The organism is Brevundimonas sp. EAKA (assembly GCF_000698025.1).
Classification (GTDB): Bacteria; Pseudomonadota; Alphaproteobacteria; order Caulobacterales; family Caulobacteraceae; genus Brevundimonas; species Brevundimonas mediterranea_A.
On the sequence record NZ_JMQR01000025.1, the window covers coordinates 11,191 to 34,711 of the forward strand.

Annotated in this window: 21 protein-coding genes; 7 read left to right on the forward strand and 14 right to left on the reverse strand. The window is 63.9% G+C overall.

Annotation, left to right across the window (positions count from 1 at the left end; genetic code table 11):
• Positions 1-63 precede the first annotated feature (63 nt).
• Together ER13_RS05645 and ER13_RS05650 are read left to right on the forward strand one after the other, a co-directional pair.
• A complete protein-coding gene (locus ER13_RS05645; protein ID WP_155988106.1) occupies positions 64-633 on the forward strand; it encodes a hypothetical protein in 570 nt (189 codons plus the stop codon).
• Positions 630-1,214 (forward strand): helix-turn-helix domain-containing protein, encoded by a 585-nt coding sequence (locus tag ER13_RS05650; RefSeq protein ID WP_035307459.1) that lies wholly within the window; start codon positions 630-632, stop codon positions 1,212-1,214. The genes ER13_RS05645 and ER13_RS05650 overlap by 4 nt, the downstream gene beginning before the upstream one ends.
• On the opposite strand, the gene ER13_RS05655 is transcribed toward ER13_RS05650, so the two are convergent.
• The 10 genes from ER13_RS05655 to ER13_RS05700 all read right to left on the reverse strand — a co-directional run bounded on the left by ER13_RS05655 (position 1,211) and on the right by ER13_RS05700 (position 15,558).
• Entirely contained in the window at positions 1,211-3,301 is a 2,091-nt protein-coding gene (locus ER13_RS05655) for a UvrD-helicase domain-containing protein (RefSeq protein ID WP_035307461.1), read from the reverse strand. The two genes, ER13_RS05650 and ER13_RS05655, sit on opposite strands and share 4 nt — an antisense overlap.
• Positions 3,301-3,873, reverse strand: coding sequence for a hypothetical protein (locus ER13_RS05660; protein ID WP_035307463.1), 573 nt, complete (start codon positions 3,871-3,873; stop codon positions 3,301-3,303). Before ER13_RS05660 ends, ER13_RS05655 begins: the two co-directional genes overlap by 1 nt.
• A 2-nt stretch (positions 3,874-3,875) precedes the next feature.
• Complete coding sequence (locus ER13_RS05665; protein WP_035307465.1) at positions 3,876-4,973, reverse strand: HNH endonuclease; 1,098 nt, start codon at positions 4,971-4,973, stop codon at positions 3,876-3,878.
• Positions 4,973-5,818, reverse strand: a complete 846-nt coding sequence (locus ER13_RS05670; protein ID WP_035307467.1) for a hypothetical protein — start codon at positions 5,816-5,818, stop codon at positions 4,973-4,975. Before ER13_RS05670 ends, ER13_RS05665 begins: the two co-directional genes overlap by 1 nt.
• Positions 5,818-8,727 carry a site-specific DNA-methyltransferase gene (locus tag ER13_RS05675; protein ID WP_035307469.1) on the reverse strand — a complete coding sequence of 970 codons (2,910 nt, stop codon included), beginning with the start codon at positions 8,725-8,727 and terminating at the stop codon, positions 5,818-5,820. The genes ER13_RS05670 and ER13_RS05675 overlap by 1 nt, the downstream gene beginning before the upstream one ends.
• A gap of 1 nt (position 8,728) precedes the next feature.
• Positions 8,729-9,478, reverse strand: coding sequence for a hypothetical protein (locus ER13_RS05680; protein WP_035307471.1), 750 nt, complete (start codon positions 9,476-9,478; stop codon positions 8,729-8,731).
• The gene (locus tag ER13_RS05685; protein WP_197019733.1) at positions 9,475-12,558 is read right to left on the reverse strand and encodes a BPTD_3080 family restriction endonuclease; all 3,084 of its coding nucleotides are present in this window, start codon (positions 12,556-12,558) and stop codon (positions 9,475-9,477) included. Before ER13_RS05685 ends, ER13_RS05680 begins: the two co-directional genes overlap by 4 nt.
• A gap of 117 nt (positions 12,559-12,675) precedes the next feature.
• Entirely contained in the window at positions 12,676-13,665 is a 990-nt protein-coding gene (locus ER13_RS05690; RefSeq protein ID WP_035307473.1) for a hypothetical protein, read from the reverse strand.
• Positions 13,658-14,032 (reverse strand): hypothetical protein, encoded by a 375-nt coding sequence (locus tag ER13_RS05695; protein WP_035307475.1) that lies wholly within the window; start codon positions 14,030-14,032, stop codon positions 13,658-13,660. Before ER13_RS05695 ends, ER13_RS05690 begins: the two co-directional genes overlap by 8 nt.
• A 59-nt stretch (positions 14,033-14,091) precedes the next feature.
• Positions 14,092-15,558 carry a DEAD/DEAH box helicase family protein gene (locus ER13_RS05700; RefSeq protein ID WP_035307477.1) on the reverse strand — a complete coding sequence of 489 codons (1,467 nt, stop codon included), beginning with the start codon at positions 15,556-15,558 and terminating at the stop codon, positions 14,092-14,094.
• Between the two features lie 641 nt (positions 15,559-16,199).
• Between ER13_RS05700 and ER13_RS05705 the strand changes: the two genes are divergently transcribed.
• Positions 16,200-16,595 (forward strand): hypothetical protein, encoded by a 396-nt coding sequence (locus ER13_RS05705; protein WP_035307443.1) that lies wholly within the window; start codon positions 16,200-16,202, stop codon positions 16,593-16,595.
• A 114-nt stretch (positions 16,596-16,709) separates the two neighbouring features.
• Positions 16,710-17,291 (forward strand): hypothetical protein, encoded by a 582-nt coding sequence (locus ER13_RS18340; protein ID WP_155988099.1) that lies wholly within the window; start codon positions 16,710-16,712, stop codon positions 17,289-17,291.
• Positions 17,292-17,312: 21 nt separating this feature from the next.
• Here the strand turns inward: ER13_RS18340 and ER13_RS18345 are convergent, their stop codons facing one another.
• The gene (locus tag ER13_RS18345) at positions 17,313-17,924 is read right to left on the reverse strand and encodes a hypothetical protein (protein WP_155988097.1); all 612 of its coding nucleotides are present in this window, start codon (positions 17,922-17,924) and stop codon (positions 17,313-17,315) included.
• 53 nt (positions 17,925-17,977) lie between these two features.
• Here ER13_RS18345 and ER13_RS05715 point away from each other — a divergent pair, with 53 nt between their 5' ends.
• The gene (locus ER13_RS05715) at positions 17,978-18,598 is read left to right on the forward strand and encodes a recombinase family protein (protein WP_035307439.1); all 621 of its coding nucleotides are present in this window, start codon (positions 17,978-17,980) and stop codon (positions 18,596-18,598) included.
• A gap of 227 nt (positions 18,599-18,825) precedes the next feature.
• On the opposite strand, the gene ER13_RS05720 is transcribed toward ER13_RS05715, so the two are convergent.
• Positions 18,826-19,803, reverse strand: coding sequence for an NAD-dependent epimerase/dehydratase family protein (locus ER13_RS05720; RefSeq protein WP_035307481.1), 978 nt, complete (start codon positions 19,801-19,803; stop codon positions 18,826-18,828).
• Between the two features lie 91 nt (positions 19,804-19,894).
• Here ER13_RS05720 and ER13_RS05725 point away from each other — a divergent pair, with 91 nt between their 5' ends.
• The gene (locus ER13_RS05725; protein WP_008261539.1) at positions 19,895-20,800 is read left to right on the forward strand and encodes a LysR family transcriptional regulator; all 906 of its coding nucleotides are present in this window, start codon (positions 19,895-19,897) and stop codon (positions 20,798-20,800) included.
• A gap of 10 nt (positions 20,801-20,810) precedes the next feature.
• On the opposite strand, the gene ER13_RS05730 is transcribed toward ER13_RS05725, so the two are convergent.
• A complete protein-coding gene (locus ER13_RS05730; RefSeq protein WP_052004888.1) occupies positions 20,811-22,133 on the reverse strand; it encodes a HAMP domain-containing sensor histidine kinase in 1,323 nt (440 codons plus the stop codon).
• Positions 22,130-22,834, reverse strand: a complete 705-nt coding sequence (locus ER13_RS05735) for a response regulator (RefSeq protein ID WP_035307437.1) — start codon at positions 22,832-22,834, stop codon at positions 22,130-22,132. Before ER13_RS05735 ends, ER13_RS05730 begins: the two co-directional genes overlap by 4 nt.
• 149 nt (positions 22,835-22,983) lie before the next feature.
• On the opposite strand from ER13_RS05735, the gene ER13_RS05740 reads away from it, so the two are divergent.
• On the forward strand, positions 22,984-23,481 hold the full coding sequence (locus ER13_RS05740) for a hypothetical protein (RefSeq protein WP_035307436.1): 498 nt from the start codon (positions 22,984-22,986) through the stop codon (positions 23,479-23,481).
• Positions 23,482-23,521 lie beyond the last annotated feature (40 nt).

Below are 23,521 nucleotides of genomic sequence, written 5' to 3' on the forward strand. Positions count from 1 at the left end.
AGGTCCGCGACTACCTCTGAGGCAGAGATAATTCTCAGCGCGGCCAAGCCATGCGCTGCTGAAATGTCGATGAGAGTCGGTGAGGCCGCGCTCAAGGAAGTGATGGTAGATGTCCATACCGGTCCCTTTCGTTTCCGGTATTTATCTGAACGCCCGGGAGGGGATGACTTGCCGACATTGAATTCAGCTACCGTCGAGGTCGCGGGCAGAAACTGGTTCACGGCACAGCTTCTTATGCGCGGGTTCGAGGTATCGACCCCAGTGGTTGATCGCGGGGTCGATCTCATCGTGTTCAGAGAAGTGGGCCAGCAAGGCATTCGGGCCTTGCCCCTTCAGTTGAAGTGCGCGTCCGGCGAGAGCTTCGGTCTGGATCGCAAATATGAGGGGCGAGGCATCCCTCTGGCCTACATCTGGAATGTCACAGCCAACCCGGTCGCGTTCCTGATGACCTACGAGGAAGCGCTGGCGGTTCTCGGAGCCAAGGCGGTGGCGTCGAAGTCATGGATCGACGGAGGAAAATACGCCGTGACCCGTGTGGGTGCCGATTTACGCCAGCGCCTTTTGCCCTTCGAGAGCCGCTGGGAATGGTTGGCCGAGAGATTGATGGCGCAGCCTGAATCGGGCGCATCGTGACGAAGGCTGCTCGGATCAGGGGGTTGGCTGCGGAGGGCTTAACGACCGCGCAAATCGCGGATCAGGTCGGCGTGAGCTATCAGCACGCCTACAACGTCCTGAAGCGCTGTGATTTGCTTGGCATCGTTCCCCGATCTGAGCGGCAGCCAGCCGTCAATCGACACGCACCATCAGCAAAGCCGCCACTCACCATCTCCAGACTTGGAGCGGGTGGCTTTTGTCGGGTGGGGACTTGGGTTGCGATGCAGGACTTGCTGGTCCTCGACCCGGCTCTTCCGAAGGAGCGAGGCGTCTACGCATTTGTGAAGGGAGACACAGCCCTCTATGTCGGTCTGGCGACCAAAGGTGTCTTGCGCCGCTTCCGATCCTATTGCCGACCCGGCAAGACGCAGCGGACCAGCCAACGTCTGAACGCAGCACTCATCGCCGCTGTCACGGCTGGCGAGGTAATCGACATATACACCGCCCATCCTCCAGACCAGACGTGGAACGGCATGCCGATGAGCGGCGATGCTGGCCTCGAACTGGGCCTGATCGAAGCGTTCCACCTTCCATGGAACATCCGTGGTGCTCGAAGTTAGACTCCGAAGTCTTCAAGGAACTCCGACGCAGGGTTTACGCCTGTCACCAGTAGGTGATCACGGGCGCGGGTGCACGCGACGTAGAGCAGGTGCCGCTCGGTATCGTAGACCTCTTGCAGGTCGGATTCGTCGGCCACGCGCTCGATGCGATCCTGATCGGGGATCACCTCGTCGTCGCAGGCCATCACGACTACGGCCCTGAACTCCAGTCCCTTGGCCAAATGCATCGTGCTGACCGCCAGCTTGTTCGGTTCGGCCTCCACCTTGTCGCTGAGTTCGACGGCCGCCGCGCCGCTTAACTTGGCTGCCGCTCGGGCGCGCTTCATCTCGGCGTCAGATCGAACGAACAGGCCGATTTCGTGCGGGAGGCAGCCCTCGGCGAGCCGGGTAGCGATCCAAGCGCCGACAGCGGTCTGCTCGTTGCCGATGTCATCGAAGGTCTGAACGATAGGTTCGGCGCCGTCGAACACCGACACCGTGCCGCGTCGGCTCTCGGAGACCCCATCTACGTCGGTCACGGTGATCGGCAGCAGACGGTCTGCGTGCGACCTAATCTGGTGCGAGGTGCGGTAGTTGATTCGCAGCGTCGAAGATCGACCCCGAACGTCGAGGCCGAGCGACTTCCACGAGAACGGCTGCTGGAAGATGCGCTGGCCGATGTCGCCAGCGAAGAACAGAGCTTCAGATCGTTCCTTCGCCAGAGCGCCGAGGAAGCGAGCCTCCGCGACGCTGATGTCTTGAGCCTCGTCCACCACTACAAAGTCGAACGGTGCGGCCGCGCCGCTGCCGTAGTGATCCGCCAGACGACCAAAGACATCGGCCCACGTCACCAGCTTGCGATCACGCAGTCCTGCGCGGACCTGTTCGAACACAGCCCACAGGGTCTCACGCTGATTGCCGCCAATCCGAGTCTTGCGGCCCAGCCGAGAGACGTCACGGTAGTCCTCCCAAGACGTCAGTCGCCACGCATCGACGACATCAGTCCATTCGCCGAGCAGGAAGCGCGGGGTGAAACGCGCTTCGGCGATGTCTTCGGCCGCCTTAGCGATCAGCGACTGGAGCACGTTGGCCGATGCCAAAGTCGGTTGACCGAATAGCTGTGCGTAGAGGTCGTAGCCCACACCAGTCAGGGCCTGCACATGGATGCGCCCGGCGATCTCCGGCTGGTTGCCGGTCAGGTGCGCGAGCTTACCCTTCAGCGCGTTCGCCAGCGCCTTAGAGAAGGTAGTCAACAGGACGCGGGAGGTAGGGTTTGCACGCGCCAGATGGACGGCCCGATGTAGCGCCACGATGGTCTTGCCGGTGCCCGCCGATCCGGTGACCCGTGCAGGGCCGGAATAGGCACGCTCTACCGTCTCGCGTTGGGCTGGGTGCAAAAACACCGCCCATTTCTCCCATGGAGAATCGAGCGCGCGCTCCAGTTCCTCGATGTTGGTGAGAATGCGGAAGCGACGTTGGGCGTCCGGGTGCTCGAATGGATCAGCGTCGGGCGCGACCGGCTCAGGCGGGGCGGGTTGTTCCCCGACTGCCAGTTTCAGCAGCGCTTCCTGTGCCTCCTGCGGGAGGTGTTCGAGCAGGTCGAACAGGGTGGCCTCGGTCGCCCGACGCACGTCATCGACCCATTCCTCCGGCACGCCGAAGGCCATCAGTTCGAACTTGCGGAGATTGTCGAACAGCAGCGGCAGCGGCTTGGCGGTAGGCATCGCGACCGGCGCCGGCGCAGCCGGTTGCGCAGGTGGCGATGGCAGTTCTTCTACCCGTTCGCGCACCTCGACCAACTGCATGGCACCGGTCGTAGGATGGCGTTCGATCTTGCGGCGCTCGGCCCAGCGATAGGCGTCGTCATGGTGATCGACATAAGCCAGCAGAATGCTGCCGGGCGTGCGGTGAACGATCACTCGGATATCGGCGTTGACCCGCACCGACCAGAAGTTCGAGTCCTTCGCCCGATCCAGCTTGTGGAAAGACAGGCCCGGCGACGACGGGTTCATCTGGAGATCAAAGGCCGTAGTTTTCACGGCCTTCTGCTCCTGCCCGGTCAACCGTGCGAGGCTTTCGGTGAAGGTGTCGGCGATGCGGAAATCCATCAGCGCACTCGATTGCGAATGACGAAGCGGTCGAAGGCGATGGCGGGCACATGCACGCGCAGGGCTTCACCCAGCTTTGAAAGATCGGGATCAGTGATGGCGCCCGGTCGAAGGACGGTCACATGGGGTTGGTAGTTCCGCGCACCAAAAGCGCTGTTGCGGCGGTCGCTGCGCTGACGTGTCCCCAGCGCTCGAACGCTCTCTAATCCGTAGAAGCGACGACGCAGCGTCTCCAGCGCCCTCGTCGCGCCGTCCGCCCGACGAATTCGAAGACCGATGGAGCACCGGCGGGGATCAATATCATCGCGCGGATTCTCACCGCCCGGCGCCATCGCCATCATTCGAAGCTCGCTGCCCGGCACGGAAATCTGAATGGTCTCGGTCCCGTCCGCAACGCCCATCGGTCGCCGTGCGTGATAGACCGTGACGTGCATGTCCCGGCACACCAAGGCTGCGCGAATGCCGCAGCGCTGGATGAAGAAATCGCGCAGCAATGTCTCGCTGGCGGTGTCGAGGAACGCCATCGCATAGAGGCTGTGCTGGGTCGGCTTTGTCAGGGTCGATGTCGTCATGGTCAGCCGACGAAAACCCGCTCGCGATGGTAGGCGAGATACTCGGATAGCCGTCCGCTCGGCTTGCGTCGAAGCGCTTCGCCGACGCCCCACACGGACTTGGCTTCCTTGCTGATGGCCTTCGCCACCATCATCCGACCATCGTCTCCGAATGAGATCAAACCTCGGTCGAACAGCGCGTCCAGATGCGCGGCGAGCATCAGGCCATTCTCGTTGTCCAAACGCTGGGTATTATTCGAGGCTGCCCAAGGCCGGACGTGCGAAGCGCGCAGCAGTTCCGGAATGGTGCAGCCGGTGACGGCGCAACCGCCGTTCCATGCCCCCATCAGTTCCGAGCGGAACGCTCCCTGCCCAATCCGCGCCTGAATAAGCGCTGCACGGACTGTCGTAGAAGCCGAAGACGCCTCTCCGACATCGTAGGCGACATCAATCGACGAGCCAGCCCACACCTTCAGCCTGTCAATCGTCGCTTGTCCTGCCGACGACGGAATCTGCGCCAGCACACGCTGGAAGATCGACCGGTCAATCGGCTGATAGGAGCCATACATGGCGACCAGCCGCTTCTTGCCGGTGAGGGCTTCTGCGCTCAGCGGGACCGGCTCATAGAGGGGAAGATAGAGGTCGGCGGGACAAGTCCAATTCAGCAGCCAGTGGAAGTCCCTTCGCCACTCCTGAAAGAACTTCCTGCGGTTCCCATCAAAGGCATCGCGAACCGACTTGAGCGCCCATGCCTCCTCGCCCATCGCATCGGCATTCAGGCCCAGTCGTCTGATGAGGTCTAAACGAACGGGGCGCTCGTCCTCGCTCATGAGAGGCATGCAGCCAGCGGCGACACCGACCAAGAACTGCTGGCCCTTGTGCGAGGCGATCAGCATCAAACCGATCAGCCCGGCCTGCGCCTCCAAGTCTTGGGTGCCCAGTCCCTCGGTGTGGAACACTTTGAAGCGATCAGCGCCTTCGCCATAGGCGAGTTCAGGCGCGTTGTTCCACTCCTCGTGCCCATAGCCATGGTCTTTTGGGAAGCCGCTGGTGAACTTCCCGCCCGATGGCCCGCGATAGCCATTGCTGTTCCAGACCACGGGTTTGAAATAGAACGGCATCAGGCAGTCACCGCCTTCGCCTTGATCCAGTTGTCGGATTCATGGTGCCGGGTGCCGAGCAGGTAGACCCCGCTGTGAACGTCGGTCAGCGACCATCCCGTGCAGCCTGCGAGCAGCGATTGGAGAAGCGCGTTGTTCGTATAGAGCACGCCCGGCTCAAACGAATTTCCGTCGATGCCTGCCGTGTCAGGTGCAGTCGTCACGAGGCCCGCGTCGTGCAGGATCGACAGGCCAGTGAAGATCGGGCCGCCGGGCGGCAATACCGGCTTTGGCTCCATCTGCATCGCGGCCAACATCGGTTTGGAAAACAGCGCCGTCATGAACATGGCGGTCGCATTCCAACTGCCGATGTAGGGCGGTCGGTCAGTCGGATGGACAATGGGGGCGAGCCACCGTTGCTGTGCGCGGTCCATACGGTCCAGCGTGTCGGGCAAGGTCGAGGGCAGAACGACCTTCTGGAACAGCGCATTGCCGCCCCGCAACGAGTTGATGATCGGCTCTGGGCCGCGTTCGAGGCAGAAGCTTCCGGCGGTCTTCAGGTCATCATCGTTGATGTGTTCCAAGGCGCCTATGGCAGCCTCGGTGAAGGTCAGATCGACCTTCGCGAGGTGGCCCCAGCACAGGCCCAGCGCGAAGCAGACATGCCAAGGATTGGCGTCTGGAAAGGCGGCGAGGTGTTCCTGAATTTCCTCGCTGGCGCCTTTGTTCAGCGTCTGACCGTAGAACTTCAGAAGCTCCAGCGTCTTACCGCGAACCGGGCCGCCTTTAACGCCGCCGCCCTTCTCGCACAGTTCGTTGAACTGTCGCTGGAGGTCGTTCACCGGTTTGGAGATCAGAGCTTTCATCAGCGAGCCTCAAACACCTTCATCACCTCGTCGCCGAGGTGATTGATGACCTTGACGGCGATGCGGCCGGAGGTCGGTTTGGGGAATGGGCGGCTGGTGTCGCTATTCAGGCTGGACCACGCCTCCTCGTCGATCTCGGCCTTCAGAGTGCTCTTCAGCGCCTTGTAGGGGTCGTTGGCGCCGAGGAAGTAGGCATGGCGGACGAAGAAGCTCTCTTCGTTGTAGTCGGTGTCCAGCATCCATAGGGCGATGCCGTCAGTGTCCTCGGACACGACCTCGCCGGTTTGGGGTTTGAAGACATCGACGCCCGACACCTTCACCCGGATCAGGTCGGCACCGTCCGCGTCCTTGCCCGCGTCCTTGATCTGAATGTCCGGTTCGCCAAAGATGACAAACAGGTTGCCCGCGCCGGTCGCGGCCAGATCGCCCGCCATGTGCAGGTCCGGGTTCATGCGCGCACGCAGGACCGGCACGCGTCCAAGCTTGGAGAACTCGGCGGAATGGGCGTCGTAGTTGAAGGCGCAGGCGACCAGAACATCGAACCCTGCGTCTCCTGCTTCGCGAGCCGCTTGAACAAGATCAGGTCGTGACACAGTGCCAAACTCAGGGCCGACGAATATGCCTGCACGCTTCTCGACATCGCCTTCAAGATAACGGCCCTCGGCGCAGATCAGGTCGCCGGGCCAGCCAATCAGGCTGGTGAAGGTGATCCGGTCTTCCTTGTGTGCCTGCTGAACACCCGCGACTCGCAGGTTCTTCAGGATCATGCTGGCAAAATCGTCAGCGCCTTCGAACGCCAGCCCTTCGTCACCGACGCCTGCACCCGAGAGGTTGAGGAGTTCGTCATCCGGTCCCACGGCCAGCGTGATATGGGGCGACAGGCTTTCGACTGTGAATGGACCGGCTACACGGACCTTGGAGTTGTCGGTGTAGGGCTTGTCGTAGAGGTATTCGAACTCCGCTTTGGCGGCGATAGAGGCGTCGATCTCGCTCTGGCGGGCGATCCTCGCCCCCCAAAAGCGCGTCAGAGCCTCTTTAGCCGAGGCGGGCCAACCAGCGGGCGCATCGCGCGGGATTTCCCACTCCATGAAGCCATTCGCGGGAGCCGTATCGCCGGATGGAAGCACGACCTCGCCACTGGAGGTGAAGTCGATCTGTGTTCCTAAGCGCCCCCCCGTTTCGACTTTGAACGGCGTCGTATGACCTTCGAGCGCACTGTTCAAGGTCGCGACGGCCGCCTCGACGGATGGCTGCATCTGCTCCCAGATCGCGTCGATCTCGGTGTTAGTTGCGATGTCCCGCAGAGTGATATGAGGCACGCGTTCATAGACGAAACCCTGCCGGATAGAGCCGTAGGTGGCCACCGTCTTGGGCGGGCTGCGCGTGATCTCAGCTTCTTTCCGCTGACCCTCTACGCTGTCAGCGAGCATATAATACGGATAGCGTGCACCCATCAGCCGTGACCGAGCGAGGGCAATCGCTACACGCGAAGTGTCGATGGTGATCCAGCGCCGCCCCCATTGCTCCGCCACATATGCCGTCGTTCCCGAACCACAGGTCGGATCGAGCACGAGGTCGCCGGGGTCGGTAGCCATTAGGATGCAGCGTTCGACCACCTTGGAACTGGTTTGAACTACGTAGACCCGAGGATCAGCGAAGCCTGACACGCCTGTATCTGACCAAACATCAGTGATCGGAAATACGGGAAAGTCGTCCAACTTCCGCACATATCGCGGTGTGCTTCCCAAGAGCATCACACGATCTGCCGCTTTGACCCGGAACATTCCTTCAGTCGTCGTCTTCCAGCGCTGGTTTGCCTGCTTAAGCACAATCCGGCGACCATAGAGGCTCAGCGGATAGTTCGTCGTCGTCGCGAATCCGGTGGAGGTAATGTTGTCGTGGGATATGACTTTCCAGTTGTCTGGGACCTCCTCGGATGACCGAAGCGACCGCCTAACCGTCCCGTCCTCGCTTTCAATCCAGCCGAACTGGGTGGCTCCTTCTGATCCTGCCTGTTTGAGATTGAAAACTCGCCTGAACTTAGTGGACTCTCGGCTTTTGGCGTAAAAGAGGATATGATCCTTAGATGTTGCAAGAAAGTCGGATGCCAGACCAGCTGTTTTTTTGAAGTCAATCTGGCTTATATAGTTTTCTTCGCCGAATACTTCATCCATTACCGCCCGAACACGGTGCACGTTTTCATCGCCAATCTGGACGAATATCGAGCCAGTATCGGCCAGCAGATCACGCGCTACGAGGAGGCGATCTCGCAGGTAGGTGAGGTAGGAGTGAATGCCGTCTCGCCATGTGTCGCGGAATGCGCGGACCTGTTCTGGCTCTCGGGTCACATGGTCCTTGGCACCGTCCTTCACATCGCGCGAGGAAGTGGACCACTGGAAGTTCGAGTTGAATTTGATGCCGTAGGGTGGGTCGAAGTAGATGCACTGGACCTGACCGCGAAGCCCCTCGCGTTCCGCCAGAGATGCCATCACTGACAGGCTGTCCCCCGAGATCATCCTGTTCGACCAGTGCAGGTCGTGCTGGTAAAACTCTGTCACGGCCTCCTTGTCGGGCAGCCCGTTGAAGTCGGCGAACAGGTCTGGGATGGCGTCGTCCGCTTCGGCCTTGCGCGCCTTCGTCTGGCGCTTCAGATCGTCTATCAGCGCCTTGGGATGCATCTTCTCTTGCACATACAGCGGCGGTGCCTGAACGATGAGGTCGGACCAGTCCTGCTCATCCTTGCCGCGCCAGACCAGTTGCGGATCGAGGTCACGGTTGCGGCGCTCGTAGGCCACCTGCACGGGCGACTTATCCTCCTCCCGCATCAGCGACTCGAACTCGGCGGTCGGGATGTTGATCCGTGTGGCGTCGTGCTTCAGCGCCTCGATGGAGATCGGCTTCTTCGCCATGTCAGGACTTCTTACGCTTGGTGGTCATCGGGGGCAGGACATCGTTGCCGATCTCGTCCTGTAGCTCGGTCGCGAGTTGGTGCAGGTTTTCGCGGAAGGCCGGTGGAAGCAGGCCGAGAAATGAGCGGCTCTCCTCCACCTCATGGGTCGCCGATCCCCGCGCCCCGCGCGCCATCAGCAGGGAGTCAATGATGCGGGAGGCGGGAAGGCTCGGCAGGACTGAGGCGGCGACGACCGGCTCTATCCGCGCGACCACCTCATTGAAGTCGCCCTTGTCCAGCGCCTTGTAGAAGGCTTCGAACTGACGGCGGCGATTCCAGTGAGCGGGGACACCCATCCCTTTTGCGGCGAACCTGTCGAACAAGGTCCAGCGCTCTGGCTTCAAGAACCAGATGAACTTGCTGACGCCAGAAACCTGTAGCTTGTCGGTCCATCCCACGCTCTGGGCAGCCTCCGCCTTCTCAATGCACAGGTTTGCACGTTCCTGAAGGCTTGCGGGCCAAGCGGCTGCGGCTTCTCGCAACAAGCCAATCATGCCGGTGGCGGATACATCCTCGCCTTCCTGCTGGTCTTCCGGCTGGAGCAAACCGCGATTGACGTTGTAGCGAACCGCCACACGCCGCAGTAGCGGTTCGGTGAAGTCTCCATTGGCCTCGACTGCGCCGAGGAATGGACCGTCTACAGCGAGCCACCAACGCGCATAAGCGAGCGTCGCCCAGTAGACCTGATTGTCCGCCCATGCGCCGCTCATGTCAGTTCCTTCACCGGCGCGTTGGCGCGGAACAACTGGATCAGCTTTTTGAACTCGTCTTCCATCTCAAAGACGGCCGTGAACTCGGCGAAAGCCCAGCGACCGAACTTGCCGAGGTTGTTCACTCCCGGCACCCAGTAGGCGTTCATGGTGTTCGCCTTGGCTACCGCGTCCTCCTTCCGATAGCCCTTGGTCTCGACGATCAGGTTCAGCGGATCGGCGTGGCCATCGTCGATCTGGACGATGAAATCGGGGCGATACTTCTTCGGCTCGCTGCCCATTAGGTAGGGCACTTCGAGGCCGAGGTTGTGGTTCTTCACATAGGCCCGGACGTGATCGGTCGTCTCCGCGATCCGGCAGAACTCGGCCTCCCAGTCGCTGTCGCAGACCACCCAGTTGATGTGGCAGTAGCGCGGGTCCGTCTTCCAGCGGTCGGCCTTGGACGTGTTGAAGTTCACATAGGCCGTGGAGCCGGTCGAGTTGTAGGCGTCGAGGATCGCTTTCACCGGCCGCTCGCCCGCCAAGCTCTCGACGATGGCAGCCTTGATCCGCTCGGCCGCCATGTCGGCGATTTCCTGATAGGCCAGTTGCGCCGGGAAGGTGCCCCCGGAGCAGCGCAGATAGCCGCCGTCCAGCCACTGCTTGGTGATCCGTTTCAACTGGCCAAACAGCGCCAGCTTCGGCTCTTCGCCGGGGTCACGAAACTTGGTGTAGAGCAGGTGCTTGGCGAGGTGGAACAGCAGGCTGGAAGACCGCATGTCCTCCAAATGGTCCAGTGTGAGTTCGGCACCTTCGCCGATAATCCCTTGGTTGCTGGTCTTCGACGGGCCGACCAGATCGGGCGTCAGATCGAGATAGGAGTTCGGGCCGAACTCGGCCTCAAGCCGAGTGTCGGGCAGTTCGACTCGGTATCCTTCGACGCGCGGGAAAACGATCTCCAGCGTGTCGCGCTCCGGCCGCACGGCGTGCACACGCACCGTCTCTCGTGGCTTGGCGGGCGGTGCGATGACCGGCTTGGCGGCGAAGTCGAACGGGATGCCGAGGATGTCGGCGTATTCGACGTTAAACAGGCCATCTTCGTTCAGTTCGTAGGACTGGCGGCGCAGCCCCCGACCGACGACCTGCTCGCACAGAAGCTGGGTGCCGAAGGCGCGGACGCCGAGGATATGGGTGACGGTGTTGGCGTCCCACCCCTCGGTCAACATCGAGACGGACACAACGCAGCGCACTTGCTCGCCCAGACGCCCCTTCTTGCCGACCGTGTTCATGACTTCGCGCAGCAGGGTGGCGTCGTCGATGGTCTCGCCCGCGCGGATGTCGCCGGTGCGCTGGACCTCAGCCTGACGGAACTGCTCGATCTCATCCGCAGCCATGGCGCGGAAGTCCTTGTCGAGCGCTTCACCCGATTCCAACTGCTCGCTGTCGATCAGGATGGTGTTCGGGCGGGCGAACCGGTTGCCGTAGTCGTCGTAGTTTCGGAACAGTTCGAGTCGGCCGTTGTGCAGCGTCTGCGAGCCGTCGTCGCCCTCGCGGAAGAACCCCGAGATGTATTTGTAGACCAGTTCCGAGGTGGCGGTGTTGTTGCACACCACGATGAACACCGGCGGCACGCCGATGCCCTCGGCCTCCCATAGCTCGAACGTCTTCTTGTAGTGGCCGTAGAGGGCGTCCAGCGCCGACAGAAGCTCGGACGGCAGGCTGAGCGGGTCCAGCACCTTCCCGGCGCCGCGTCCTTTCTTCGGCATGTCCTTGCCGATGTGCTCCCACAGATTTCGGAACTTCGGTGTGTCGCCGCCCGGCACGTTGTCGGCTACGGGCACGCGAGGTAGCTTCACGATCCCGCATTCGATGGCGTCCATCAGCGAGAAGTCGCTCATGGTCCAAGGGAACAGAGTGCCTTCAATGTAGCCCGAGCCGCGCAGGAAGAAGGGCGTGGCCGATAGGTCGTAGACCATCGACAGACCCAGCTTTTTCTTCACCGTCTCCAACCCGGTAATCCACATCCGGGCGGCTTCGTTGTCAGCCTTGGCGGCATCCTTATCGTCGCCGCTGAGGTCTGCTTCAGTTTCGCCGAGCGCATCCTGAACGCGGGCGCGATAGCAGTGGTGAGCTTCGTCGTTCAGAACGACGATGTTCTTCATCCCCATCAGATCGGGCATGACCCGCTGGAGCATCTGCCCTTCGGTTTCCTGCGTCTCCAACTTCTCCTTGCGCCAGCCTTCCAGCGCCGTGCGGGTGCCCGCCGCCACCTTGGCTCGCTCGCGCTGTTTGAAGGCGTGGTAGTTGGTGATGACGATCTTGGCGCGGTCGATGTCTGCCAACATGTCGGGCGGCACAATCTCGCGGGTCCGGTAGTAGCTTTCCTGATCGTTGGGCAGGAGCACCCGCAAACGGTCGCGGATGGTGATGCCCGGCGCCACGATCAGGAAGCCGCGCGAGAACATCTTGCTGTTGGGATGGCGGACAGCGTTGACGGTATGCCATGCGATCAGCATCGACATGACCGTCGTCTTTCCGGCTCCTGTGGCGAGCTTGAGCGCCATGCGGATCAACGCCGGATTGGCCTGCGCGTTAGCGCCCTTGATGTGGTCCCAGAACTTAGAACCACGCGCACCAAGTTTCGGCGCGACTTCCGTCAGCCAGATAACGGTCTCGACCGCTTCGACCTGACAGAAGAAAGGGCGGACGCCCTGAAACTTATGGTAGCGCCAATGCTTGAGCAGCCGTTCGGTCTCGGGCGTGACCAGCCAGTCCTTCGCGTTCGGCAGGTTGCGCCACGCATCGACGTGCTGGCGCACTTCGTTGATGATTGGCGTCGGGTTGTATTCCTGATCGGCCGACGACAGGTCGTCGCCCGCGTCGAAGGCCATCTCTGTCTGAGTGACCTTCTTTTTCCGCTTCTTAGGTTTGGGGACGGGCGTGATTAGATCGGAGTGACGCCGCGCCTCGACGAGGTTCCCGGTCGGCTGGCCTTCAGCATCCAGTTCCCAATGCAGTGTGGGTCGCTCGTAAGGCGAATTGAGGATAGGGCGTTGAAAAAACTGGTCGGCCAATCCCGATTCCCCCGAAGCGATGACCATTTGGTCTTATCACCAGCGGGCAATTCGGTGTGACACAAATCCCCTCGCTCATGCTGAGACAGCTTCGCTACTTGCAGAGGTGTCCGTCAAGAACGGTCGTGCGACTTCTGCGAGAAATTAACCCCACTCCAATTCGCCGGTAAAGTTTCGGTAGCTCTTCCACCCATCGCAGCTTCCAACTTCGTCGATGCGGGGGACGCCGAGCGCATCACACTTAGCTTCCACCTCTGCAAACAGAGCCAGTGGGACGGGTCTATTGCGCTCAATGTGGACATCGCGCAGCAGCCACCCTCTGCCTTGCGTCAGCGGGCGAAACTCGACAAGGCAATCTTCCCTAAACTCGGCCAAAGCCATCTTTCCTGCCGCTACATCAGCCAGCCGGTAAGCGAGGCAGTTTCGGTGTTTCCGTCCAGCTTCCAGCAGTTCGCGCATCGAGGCGAGCGGCCGAAGTTCGTTGTCGCCAGCAGTGATCGGATGCTCTGGAAGTCGATCCGCGCGGCGCAGAAGGCGGTCGAGCAGTCGCGGAAGCGTCGATGTCGGCCGCATCGCCGCGATAGCATTCGCTACCACTTCATCGGTCGCGCGGGTGGAGACAGCCTGAACGAAATCGACGGCGCGATTGAAAGTCAGGGCCTCGCCGGTTGTGTCGATACGGCCCAACGTGTTGGCGTGTCGCCAGCGGTCGTCCAGTGCGGAATAAACAGCCAACTTCCGGCCGGTGATCCTGCCATCGCGCAAAGCCTCGACACCTACAGAGCCATCGCCCGCTGCGACGGCATGGAGCAGCATGTAGTCCTGAGGGCGGCCGAGCGGACGCTCGCCAATGCGTTCGAGAAGACCTGAGAAGCCTTCGGGCACTTGGTTGAAGGCGTGGCGCAGGATGTCGCTCGCGCGGCCGTGACGGATGACCTCTGCGAGCGGCGCCGGAAACAGGTCGTCGCCGATAGTGAAGTCACCGCCCCTAACGTCATTGACCGCCAGAGCCGCGAAGATCGCCTGACGACGCTTCGGCGCGGCGGTGAGCACGCGAGCGATGAGGCCGGGGACCTGATCGTCCAGCTTGATCAACTGCTCGGTCACCCATCCCAACAGTCCGCCCTCAAGCATTGAAGCGCTCCCATGGGAAGCGGCCCTGACCCTGCGCGTTAGGGGCGACCTGAAAGGCGACCCATCGCCATTTCCGCGTCTCGGCGGGCGTAGTTGGGAGATCGAAGACGATACGCTGAGGGTCGTTGGTCAGGTCAGCAAGGATCGCTCGAACTGCGATTTCGTCGGGCATGACGACCGGCACGGTCACATGCTCTTCCGCCTCCACCGGAGGATCGACGAACAGCCATTCAGTCGTCGAGAGCCACCGGTGAGGCCCAGCGACATCATTCAGGAATGCTTCGAGTTCGAAGCCGTCGATCTCGCCCGCATCGTCAAGAACGACGCGGACGGCGAGGCATCGCAACGGCTTTTCGACCGGCGCCAAGCGACCTCCTTTGCTGTGGAAGTTTCAGGCTCTCATAGAAGTCGAATCCGTCAACCAGATCAGGTCGGCTTTGCTTTCTTCAGCTTCGGATTGCCCGGCTGACCGACCTCGCGCCCGGCCGCTTTCGCCGCAGCCCCCCGCTTGTCGCGTCCACGCTTGGCCGCCTTCTCGTTGCGGTCGGCCTGCTTGTCCTTCTTCTCCTGATCCGTGGGACCGTCTGACTTCCGACGCACCGTCATCAGACCCGCTTCCGTCACAGGGACGAGTTCGATGGTGCTGAACAGCAGGTCCTCGAAATGGCTCTTCAGCCGTTCAGCCTGAACCTTTTCGTAGACGTAGATATCGTAGGCGCGGTCGAACGCCGGATCACGGATAGCGCCCCGCATGACGAACTGTCGGATGAGTTCATCTTCACGCGCGCGCTCGATGTGACCCTTGGTGAGGCCGAACACCGCCATCATGCTCCTGTCGGCCTCCGTCGCCTTGCCACTGAATATGATGGCGCAGTGCTGACGCTTCCGGTGCTTGTTCAGACCCGCCGCACTGGCCGCAATCAGGTCGCCCTTCAGCCGATGCTCCATCAGGTTCTGGACCACGGTGTTGCCCGACCAGAACGACGCCTTGGGCAGTTTCTTGGCCAGATGATCGCAGACATGCTTGATCTGAAGCCGACCGTCCGACGTGTCCCAGAAGGCGGTCGAGCCGCGATGGCCTTCGGTGAAATAGTGGATGTTGATGGACGGCTGGCCTGAGCGAATAACGGGGACGTCGCGCTCATCGAATGCCAGCAAGTCGTCGAACAGGGCCTTGGCGCCGAGATAGCCGACGCTGCTGGTGTAGCCCGATCCCCCGATCTGCACAGAGGCAAATCCGGCAAGTTCCAGCGGCGACCAGATCGAGAACCAGTCGATGTCGTCCGTCGCATCCCAATCAGGCGTTCGGACGAAGACGCGCGCCGGATTGGCCGCCTGTTTATAGAACTCGACCAGTTCCTTGGCACCGAGGCTTCCCTGAAGCGATTTCCAGCTTGGCTTGTCGCCCTTGAGACTCAGCGACGCCCAGTCGTGCCCCGGCTTGCTGTGCACGGCGAACCGCTCCTTCAGGGCCGTCCTCATCTCGCGGATGTTGAACGTCCCGGCCTGAACGGCGGCGGGTGCCTCGTCGATACGGGCATGCCACCCGGCGAAGGCCGACAGATCGCTGCCCATCATCGTGTCATGGGTGGTCAGTATGACGGCGTGACGGGCGCCGTTGGCAATCAACTTATCTCGGGCGACTGTGAGCCGTTCGGCGGCCTTGCCCTTGCCGCCGCGCTTTGAATGGATCGGCCATATTTCGAGATGCGGCGCGTCCTTTCTGAATGCCTCGACCTGTTCGTCGATGAGTTCATGGGTCGGAGAGGCGAATAGGTAGAGGCCGGGATTAGCGATGGCTTCCTCGCGCATCACCGTGCTCTTCCCGCTCCCTTGCGGTCCCGTCAGCACGGTCACCTTCATCTTCGCCACGCCCTGCTTCCCCACGCTCATGCTGATCCTTCCTCACCCCTGCCTCGGACGGTCTGAAGGAAGGGTTCAGGGGCAACCCATTCGCAGCGTGCTTATAGAGAAAGGTGCGAATGGGTTGTCGGGCCGGGTTCTCGACGAGGAGCCGAGGTGAAGGGATCGGACCAGATCAATCTGCGACCTACTGATGAATGATCGGCCGTGGATCGAGGAGGCGGAAGGCCGAGGCGATCTGCGGGACATCATCGTCAGGAGCGGACGACCGCTGAAGGCGGTTGGCCGTCCCGGCGATAGAACACCATAGCCCGGTCGGACGAGCCGCGTCCGTCGCTCTGCTCCGGCCACGACGTCGTTCGGCCAGACCATGAACGACCCGACTGGGCGTCGGGCCGTTTCATTGATCCGCCGATGTTGAAGACCTCGATCTCGTCGGCGCCAAACAATTCAGGTGACGAGGCCGAAGGCCGATCAAGCACGCCGCGAACGGGTTGGAATCTGGCGTCTCAAAATCTGGTGTGAATCGGCACCTGCCGCAGCGGCGTTTCCGGCGCGCGATCTGCCATCGTCAGAACCATGTGGTTCGAGACAGGCGCCCAGCGTGGCCGGAACGACAGCAATCTGTTAGGTGGCCAGTGATTGTCTGGGGGCGGAACTTGAACACATCCATGAAGCTGGCTGCGCTTTCGTTCGCCGCTGTATGTTCGGCGATTGCCTTGGCGAACGCCGCTGACGCTCAAGTCGCTGGTCGAGCGTCCGACAGGGACGTCATCGAACTGACGGCGGACAACTTCTGCCGCAGCCAGAACAGTCCGCCCGACGTGCGGGAAATGCTCGACCGCCTTCGCATCACACCTGCCAGCCTGTGTCAGTGCATTGTGACGGAGGTTTCCTACTCGATGGACCGAACTCAATTGGGCGCAGATTGGGCGGACTTCGCTTATCGCAGCCACGCCGCTGGAAACACGCTTCCCCAGAACGCGCGCGACCAGCGGGCCTTCACCGGCTTCCAGAACGCTTACAGGCAAGCCAATCGGACATGTGCTTCTCGCCTCGCACGCTGAACGCTTCGGCCGCAGACAACATCTGCATCATGAGGGTCGCGCGGTGATTACGGCCGCTATTCACCGCATAATCTGCGGCGAATAGGCTGGAGCCTTCGGAGGACAGGGCGGGGCATGTCGAAGACGGGCACATATCTTGGCGGGAGCACCATCCTCGGCTGGTCCGGTGCACCCCGCTCGGCAGCGAGAAAGCGAAGCGGCGGAAAGGGCCTGCTGGCTCGGGAAGTTGAAGCCCACGAACCGACGCTCCAGCGGTCGGAACATATGCCGCCGCCGGGACCGGCTCCTGTTCACGCTCGCAAGCCGTCTGCCCCGAAGCCTGCACAAAAGAAGAAGCCGATCTCGGCAGCCGAACTCGTCCACTTCAGCTTCGGCGGCCGTTCCAAGGATCGCGTGCTGGACGATCTCGAACCCATCGTCTGGAAGCTGGCCGAGAATGGATTCCGCAAACCGGCCGACGTCGCACGCCTCCTGAACAAGCAAGGGGTGAAGACCGCCTGCGGCGAACAGTGGAGCACCCAACTCGCGTGGCGCCTGCTCGATCTCCTGTTCGAGCGGCGCCGACAGCGGAGAGCCGCCCGACCGTCGAAGGCGCCCGCCACTCCTCGCGCCCCTTCGACATCGAAGGCGCCGCTATCGAGCGAAGAGATCGCACGCCGACTATCTGCGCTGGGGCGAGTAGCCCGGTCTGATTGACGCCCCGACGATCCGCAGCCTCTACGTCAGTCGCCGATTGACCGGCACCTGACCGCTCGGCTTACGCCCCATCAACCGGGCAACGACGCTGATCAGCCAAGCCCACCACGACTGCCGACGCTTGCCCTCGCTGTTGAAGGCATAGGGGTAAGCGTGCGCGTCGCTGTCGATGTCGCCGGTCGGCTGGGCCACGCGAGCCTGATAGTCGGCTTTGAACGCCTTGAAGTCCTTGTAGACGACGTAGGAGAGGTAGCCCGCCACGCCCAGCGCGATCAGAGCCGGTGCCAGTTTGGAGACGGTCACGGCGAAGCCTTTGGCTCCAGCCGACCCGACCCCTGCCGCGCTCAACATCTCAACGACCGGCGCCGGGATGCCGTGGAAATAGCAGTAGGCTCCGGCCGCCACGACCGCGACCGTAGCGGCTCCTGCGAGAATGGGCATGGTGGCAGGAGCAGAAGCCACGGACACCGCTGTCGCCGACATCTGGGACAACACACCGGCAGCGGTGACGAACCCCGACACCACCTTTGCCCCGACGAGCGTGCCGCCGAGATAAGACCCGCCATAAGACAGGATCGCACCGCCAGACGAATGCGCCACCAGAGCGAGACCGCCCACCGTTAGAATCGCCATGCTGCCCCGCCGATCTGATTGACGCCCGAACGATCCATGACATCGTCTGGGAGATGAAGAGAGCAGGTCTTTACCTCCGCGTCAGCCAAGATTCCCAGACGACCGAGAACCAGCGGCGCATCCTGATGGAGGTAGCCGAACGGTCGGGCTGGACCGTCGTCGAGGTGTTCGAGGATGCGGGGTTCAGCGGCGCCAAGGGCCGGGACAAGCGGCCCGCCTTCGACGCCCTCCTGAAGGCTATCCATCGTCGGGAGATCGACATGGTGGCGGCGTTCGCCGTCGATAGGCTCGGAAGGTCGCTGCCCGATCTGGTCAGCTTCTTGAACGACATCCAAGCCCGTGGCTGCGACCTCTACCTGCACCAGCAGGCCGTGGACACATCGACGCCGAGCGGCCGGATGCTCTTCCAGATGCTGGCGGTGTTCAGCGAGTTCGAGCGCGCCATCATCACCAGCCGGATTAACGCGGGCCTCGCCCGTGCCCGAGCGCGCGGTGTGACCTTCGGGCGCCCCAACCTCTCGCTGAAGGTTCGGCAGAAGGTCCAGAAAGCGTTGGCGGACGGTCACTCGATCCGACAGGTCGCCAAGATCACCGGCGTCTCCTCGGCCTCGGTCGGCCGCATCAAGCGAGCCATGACGCCGGTCGAGGACCGTGAGGAGAGCGTCCCCGCCTGACGTCAGAGACGGTCGTTCAGGACCGTGGACGACGTTGACCCTGAACGCTCCGAGGACTCTCCTTCGCGGCTCGAACATCCGAGTCGCGGAGCATCCTCATGGCCGATGACGGCCCCACTCCCCCTGCCGATAGCCCGGCCTACCAGCACGCCGACGACGACGGCACCCCCGTCCCTGTCGCGTCCACCATCCTCCCTTCTACAGTCAGTCTTCTTCGCCCGTCGCCTCTACGGGCGTTTGTCCGCATGGGCCGGATACAGGCTGCCGATCCCCGCCAGGGTGGCCCGCACGGCCTCGTCGAGCGGGGTGCGCGGTTCGGGGCCGATCAGGGCCTCCAGCCGGGTGTTGGTCAGGCGGACCGGGCGTTTCCACAGATAGGCCATCTCCATCAGTTCGCGCATCAGCGGCACGAAGGGCGCGGCCAGACGCATCACCAGCCAGGGCATGGGCTTGATCGGCAGTTTGGGCTCGCCCAGGACGCGGCGGATGGCGCCGGTCATCCGGGTTCCGTCGGCGTCCCACTGGCCCTCCATGTGGAAGCGGGCGAAAGCCTCCAGGTCGTTGCGTTCGACCAGGCGGACCATCACCTCCGCCACGTCCGGCAGATAGGCCCACTGGTGCCCGACGCCCGGCTTGCCCGGATAGGTGATCGCGGTCGGCCGTTCACCGGCCCTGACCAGGCCCTGGCTGAACCAGTTGTTGGCCGCCTCAGGCCCGAAGAAGTCGCCGGCGCGGACGATCAGCACCTTGGCCCGGCCGCGATCGGCGGCCGCCTTCAGGCGACGTTCCATCTCGACCCGGATGCGGCCCTTGCGGGTCCTGGCGTTCTGGGGCGCATCCTCGGCGATGTCGGGGAAGGCGTCGGGGCCGTAGTTATAGACCGTGCCGGGCAGCAGGATGCGCGCGCCGTTCCGTTCGGCCGCCGCGATGGTGTTGTCCAGCATCGGCAGGACCAGGGTGTTCCAGTTGCGATAGCCGGGCGGATTGACCGCATGGACGATCAGGGACACGCCCTCGGCCGCCGCCGCGACGTCCGCCGCCGACATGGCGTCGCCCCTGATCCAGGCGATCCGCGCGTCGCCGCGCACGCCCTCGGGTCGGCGATGCAGGGCGCGCACCGACCATCCCGCCTTCAGCAGCCGCTCGGCCACCGCCCCGCCCGCGCCGCCCGTGGCGCCCAGAACCAGGGCTGATTTCGTCGTCATGTCGCGCTCCATCCGTTTGATGAAGCCTGTATCGACCGAACGCCGGATCAACGGAATTGTCGAAATATCTGCACCTGCTATACGAAAACCAATGAACAGTGAGCCGAGCTGGGATCTGTATCGCACCTTCCACGCCGTGCTGCGCGAGGGGTCGCTGTCCGGCGCGGCGCGGCGTCTGGACATGAGCCAGCCCAGCATCGCCCGCCATATCGACGCCCTGGAGACGGCCCTGGGCGCCAAGCTGTTCCTGCGCACGCCCCGGGGCCTGTCCCCCACGGACGCGGCGCTGGAGCTGAAGCCCCTGGCCGAGCGGCTGGCCGCGACCTCGGCCGCCCTGCGCCGCACAGCCGAGGGTGGGGGCGGGGGCGGCGCCCTCTCCGGCACGGTGCGGATCAGCGCCAGCGAGGTGGTGGCGGTCGAACATCTGCCGCCCATACTGGCCCGGATGCGTCAGGCCCATCCGGGGCTGGCGCTGGAGCTGTCGCCGTCCAACGCCCTGGACGATCTGTTGCAGCGCAAGGCCGATGTGGCCGTTCGCATGGTCCGGCCCGAGCAGCAGGCCCTGGTTTCGCGCCATGTCGGCGCCCTGGCCATCGGCCTGCACGCCCATCGCGACTATCTGGCGCGACGCGGGACGCCCCGGACCCTGGCCGATCTGAAGGATCACGACCTGATCGGCTATGATGTCGAAACCCCCGCGATCCGGGCTGCGGTCCAGCAGTATCCGGCCCTGAGCCGCGACGCCTTCGCCCTGAGGGTGGACAGCGACGTGGCCCAGCTGGCGGCCATCCGCGCCGGGTTCGGGATCGGCATCTGCCAGACCGTCGTCGCGGCGCGCCAGCCGGATCTGGTCCGCGTCCTGCCCGACGCCTTTCATATGGCGCTGGAGACCTGGATCGTCATGCACGGGGATCTGCGCGGAAACGCCCGCTGCCGCGCCGTTTTCGACGCCCTGGTCGAAGGCCTGTCGAGGATCGTCGGATCCTCGGCGCGGTAGGGCGCGGTAGTCAGTCGGTCCTGAACAGAATCACGGCGGTCAGGCCGCCGCCGGGCGTGGTCTCCAGGCGGACGCTCGCGCCCATCTGCTGAGCTAGGGAACGGGCGATCGCCAAGCCCAGACCGGAACCGCCGGTCTCGCGACTGCGCGACGCCTCGCCCCGCGCAAAGGGCTCGAAGGCCTGGGCCTCGAACGCCGGCGACAGGCCGGGACCGTGATCGACGACCGTCAGCCGCCAGCGGTCGTCGTCGCGTTCGAAGCCGACCTCGGCTGAACCGGCGTAGGTCACGGCGTTCTCGATCAGGTTCTCGAGAATCCGGCGCAGGCCGCCCGTGTAGGCCTGGACCCGTCCCGCCTCCAGCCGTCCCAGGGTCACCGCCTGGCCCAGGGCGGCGCGTTCCCGCACCAGTTCCGTCACCAGTTCGGCGACATCGACGGGGGCGAGGACAGCGGGTCTTTCCTCGCCGCGCGCGACCAGCAGCACATCCTCGATCAAGGTGGCCATCAGGGCCACGTCCCGGTCCGCCCGCGCCCGCTGGTCCGGGTCTTCGATCAGGGCGACCCGTAGCCGAAGCCGGGTCATCAGGGTCTTCAGGTCGTGCGCCGCGGCGGCCAGCATCCGCATGCGCTCGCTGACCAGGGCCTTGATGCGCGCCCGCATGCGGTTGAAGGCCGAGGCCACGCGGCGCGCCTCGGCATGGCCGGTCTCGTCCATCGGCGGGGCGCCGAGATCGCGGGCGAAACGGTCGGAAGCGTCGGCGATGGCCTGGAGGTCGCGGGTCGCCCGATGCACCATCCGCCACACGAGGAAGGCGGCCGTCAGCCCGACCAGCAGGCTGAACACCAGGGCGGCCATGGCCATGCTGCGGCGACGTTGCCCCAGGCCCGGCGCGACCACCAGCCTCTGGCCGTCCGCCAACGCGACCGACACCGCATAGACGGCGGTCTGTCGTCGCTGGACTTGAGGGCGGAAGCGGCGGCGCTCCTCGGGAACCAGCAGGCGGACGTCGCGCGCGCCCAGGGCCGCGTCATAGCTGCGCAACAGCGCGGGCAGGGGGCCGCCGTGCGCGCGATAGCCGGCCGGAACCCCGTCGGCGATGAAGAAGCGGGTGGCGTCGCCGTTCAGGGCCACCAGCAGGTCGTCCCGCTCTTGCGACGGCGTGCGGTCCAGGGCGGCGGCTGCGGCGGCGATCCGCACCGGCACAGGCAGGCGCCATTCGTCCTGATCGCCGCGCTGGAACCTCATCAGGCCCAGGACGCTGACCGCCTGCAGCGCCACCACGACCAGGACCAGCGTCAGCGTCAGGCGGTTGGCGAGGCCCAGGCGTCTCACGACTGGACCTCGACGTCTGCGGTGAACAGATAGCCGGCGTTGCGCACCGTGCGGATCAGCCGGGGTTCGCGGGGATGGTCGCCCAGCTTGCGGCGCAGGCGCGAGACCTGGATGTCGATGGAGCGGTCGAAGACGTCGGCCTGGCGGCCCTTCAGCACGTCCATGATGTCGTCGCGAGACAGGACCTGCTGCGGACGCCTGACGAAGGCGGCCAGCAGGTCGAACTCCCCGCCGGTCAGCTCCACCGCCTGGCCATCCGCATCGGTCAGGGCGCGGGAGGCGAGGTCCAGGCGCCAGCCGCCAAAGGCGAGACGGCGGGCCGGCGGCCGGGGTTCGGCCCGGTCGCGGCGACGCAGCAGGGCCTTGATGCGGGCGACCAGCTCGCGCGGCACGAACGGCTTGGCGACATAGTCGTCGGCCCCGACCTCCAGCCCCACGATCCGGTCCATGGGCTCGCCTCGCGCCGAGGCGATCAGCACCGGGACCGCGCCCTGGATGCGGCGGCAGACCGACAGGCCGTCCTCGCCCGGCATCATCAGGTCCAGCACCACCAGGTCCGGCCGCTGAACCGCCCAGGCTCGCCAAAAGGCTGCGGCGTCGGGGAAGGCCGCGCAGTCCAGACCCTCGCGCGCCAGCAGGGCGCAGACCAGGTCGCGGATTTCGGGGTCGTCCTCGACCAGATGGATCAAAGCCGTCGTCATGGGCCAAGCTTTGGCGCAACCGCCTCCGCCCCGCCAGTAGAGGATACACGCTGTTACGCACGGGCGCCGGGGCGACACACCCCGGACGGGCCGATCTGTCAGTCTGCAGTCGTCCGGAACAGGCCGGACCTCGCACAAGGAGCCTGCCCATGACCTCCCGTCGTCCCTTCGCAGCCGCCGCCCTGACGGGGCTGCTGGTGGTCGCCGGCCTCGCCGCTGCGGCCGACAGCGCCATGGCTCAATCGGTTTCCCGCCACCGCTCGGCCAGCGTCACCGGCGCCCAGCACAGCGCCATGCGCGGCGCGGATATCTACCGCAGCCCCGGCTCGGCCACGGTCTCCCGCTATGGATCGGTGGACGGCCAGGGCTGGTCCAGCGCCCGCGCCAGGACCACGGTGGACACCGGGAACGGCTACGCCACGACGGCCGTCCGCACCGGCCCGGCCGGTAACACCCAGACCCGCGCGGCTTCGACCGCCTACGGCGACGACCACTACAGCCGGTCGTCCAGCGTGCAGACCTCGCACGGCCACGGCTATGACCGCCAGATCGACGCCTATCGCGACGACGACGGCGTCACCGTGAACCGCACCGCCACCGCGAACAACGGCGCCACGCGCAGTTCGACCGTCACCCGCCCCTACTGACCCCCTTTCCCGGTTCGGGCGGAGCGCCTCACCCCCAGCT

Excerpts from the sequence above, each read along its gene's own strand:
- ER13_RS05645 (WP_155988106.1), top strand. The coding sequence starts at position 64 with ATGTCGATGAGAGTCGGTGAGGCCGCGCTCAAGGAAGTGATGGTAGAT.
- ER13_RS05655 (WP_035307461.1), bottom strand. The coding sequence starts at position 3,301 with ATGGATTTCCGCATCGCCGACACCTTCACCGAAAGCCTCGCACGGTTG.
- ER13_RS05660 (WP_035307463.1), bottom strand. The coding sequence starts at position 3,873 with ATGACGACATCGACCCTGACAAAGCCGACCCAGCACAGCCTCTATGCG.
- ER13_RS05665 (WP_035307465.1), bottom strand. The coding sequence starts at position 4,973 with ATGCCGTTCTATTTCAAACCCGTGGTCTGGAACAGCAATGGCTATCGC.
- ER13_RS05670 (WP_035307467.1), bottom strand. The coding sequence starts at position 5,818 with ATGAAAGCTCTGATCTCCAAACCGGTGAACGACCTCCAGCGACAGTTC.
- ER13_RS05675 (WP_035307469.1), bottom strand. The coding sequence starts at position 8,727 with ATGGCGAAGAAGCCGATCTCCATCGAGGCGCTGAAGCACGACGCCACA.
- ER13_RS05680 (WP_035307471.1), bottom strand. The coding sequence starts at position 9,478 with ATGAGCGGCGCATGGGCGGACAATCAGGTCTACTGGGCGACGCTCGCT.
- ER13_RS05685 (WP_197019733.1), bottom strand. The coding sequence starts at position 12,558 with ATGGTCATCGCTTCGGGGGAATCGGGATTGGCCGACCAGTTTTTTCAA.
- ER13_RS05690 (WP_035307473.1), bottom strand. The coding sequence starts at position 13,665 with ATGCTTGAGGGCGGACTGTTGGGATGGGTGACCGAGCAGTTGATCAAG.
- ER13_RS05700 (WP_035307477.1), bottom strand. The coding sequence starts at position 15,558 with ATGAGCGTGGGGAAGCAGGGCGTGGCGAAGATGAAGGTGACCGTGCTG.
- ER13_RS05705 (WP_035307443.1), top strand. The coding sequence starts at position 16,200 with ATGAAGCTGGCTGCGCTTTCGTTCGCCGCTGTATGTTCGGCGATTGCC.
- ER13_RS18340 (WP_155988099.1), top strand. The coding sequence starts at position 16,710 with ATGTCGAAGACGGGCACATATCTTGGCGGGAGCACCATCCTCGGCTGG.
- ER13_RS18345 (WP_155988097.1), bottom strand. The coding sequence starts at position 17,924 with ATGGCGATTCTAACGGTGGGCGGTCTCGCTCTGGTGGCGCATTCGTCT.
- ER13_RS05715 (WP_035307439.1), top strand. The coding sequence starts at position 17,978 with ATGAAGAGAGCAGGTCTTTACCTCCGCGTCAGCCAAGATTCCCAGACG.
- ER13_RS05720 (WP_035307481.1), bottom strand. The coding sequence starts at position 19,803 with ATGACGACGAAATCAGCCCTGGTTCTGGGCGCCACGGGCGGCGCGGGC.
- ER13_RS05725 (WP_008261539.1), top strand. The coding sequence starts at position 19,895 with ATGAACAGTGAGCCGAGCTGGGATCTGTATCGCACCTTCCACGCCGTG.
- ER13_RS05735 (WP_035307437.1), bottom strand. The coding sequence starts at position 22,834 with ATGACGACGGCTTTGATCCATCTGGTCGAGGACGACCCCGAAATCCGC.
- ER13_RS05740 (WP_035307436.1), top strand. The coding sequence starts at position 22,984 with ATGACCTCCCGTCGTCCCTTCGCAGCCGCCGCCCTGACGGGGCTGCTG.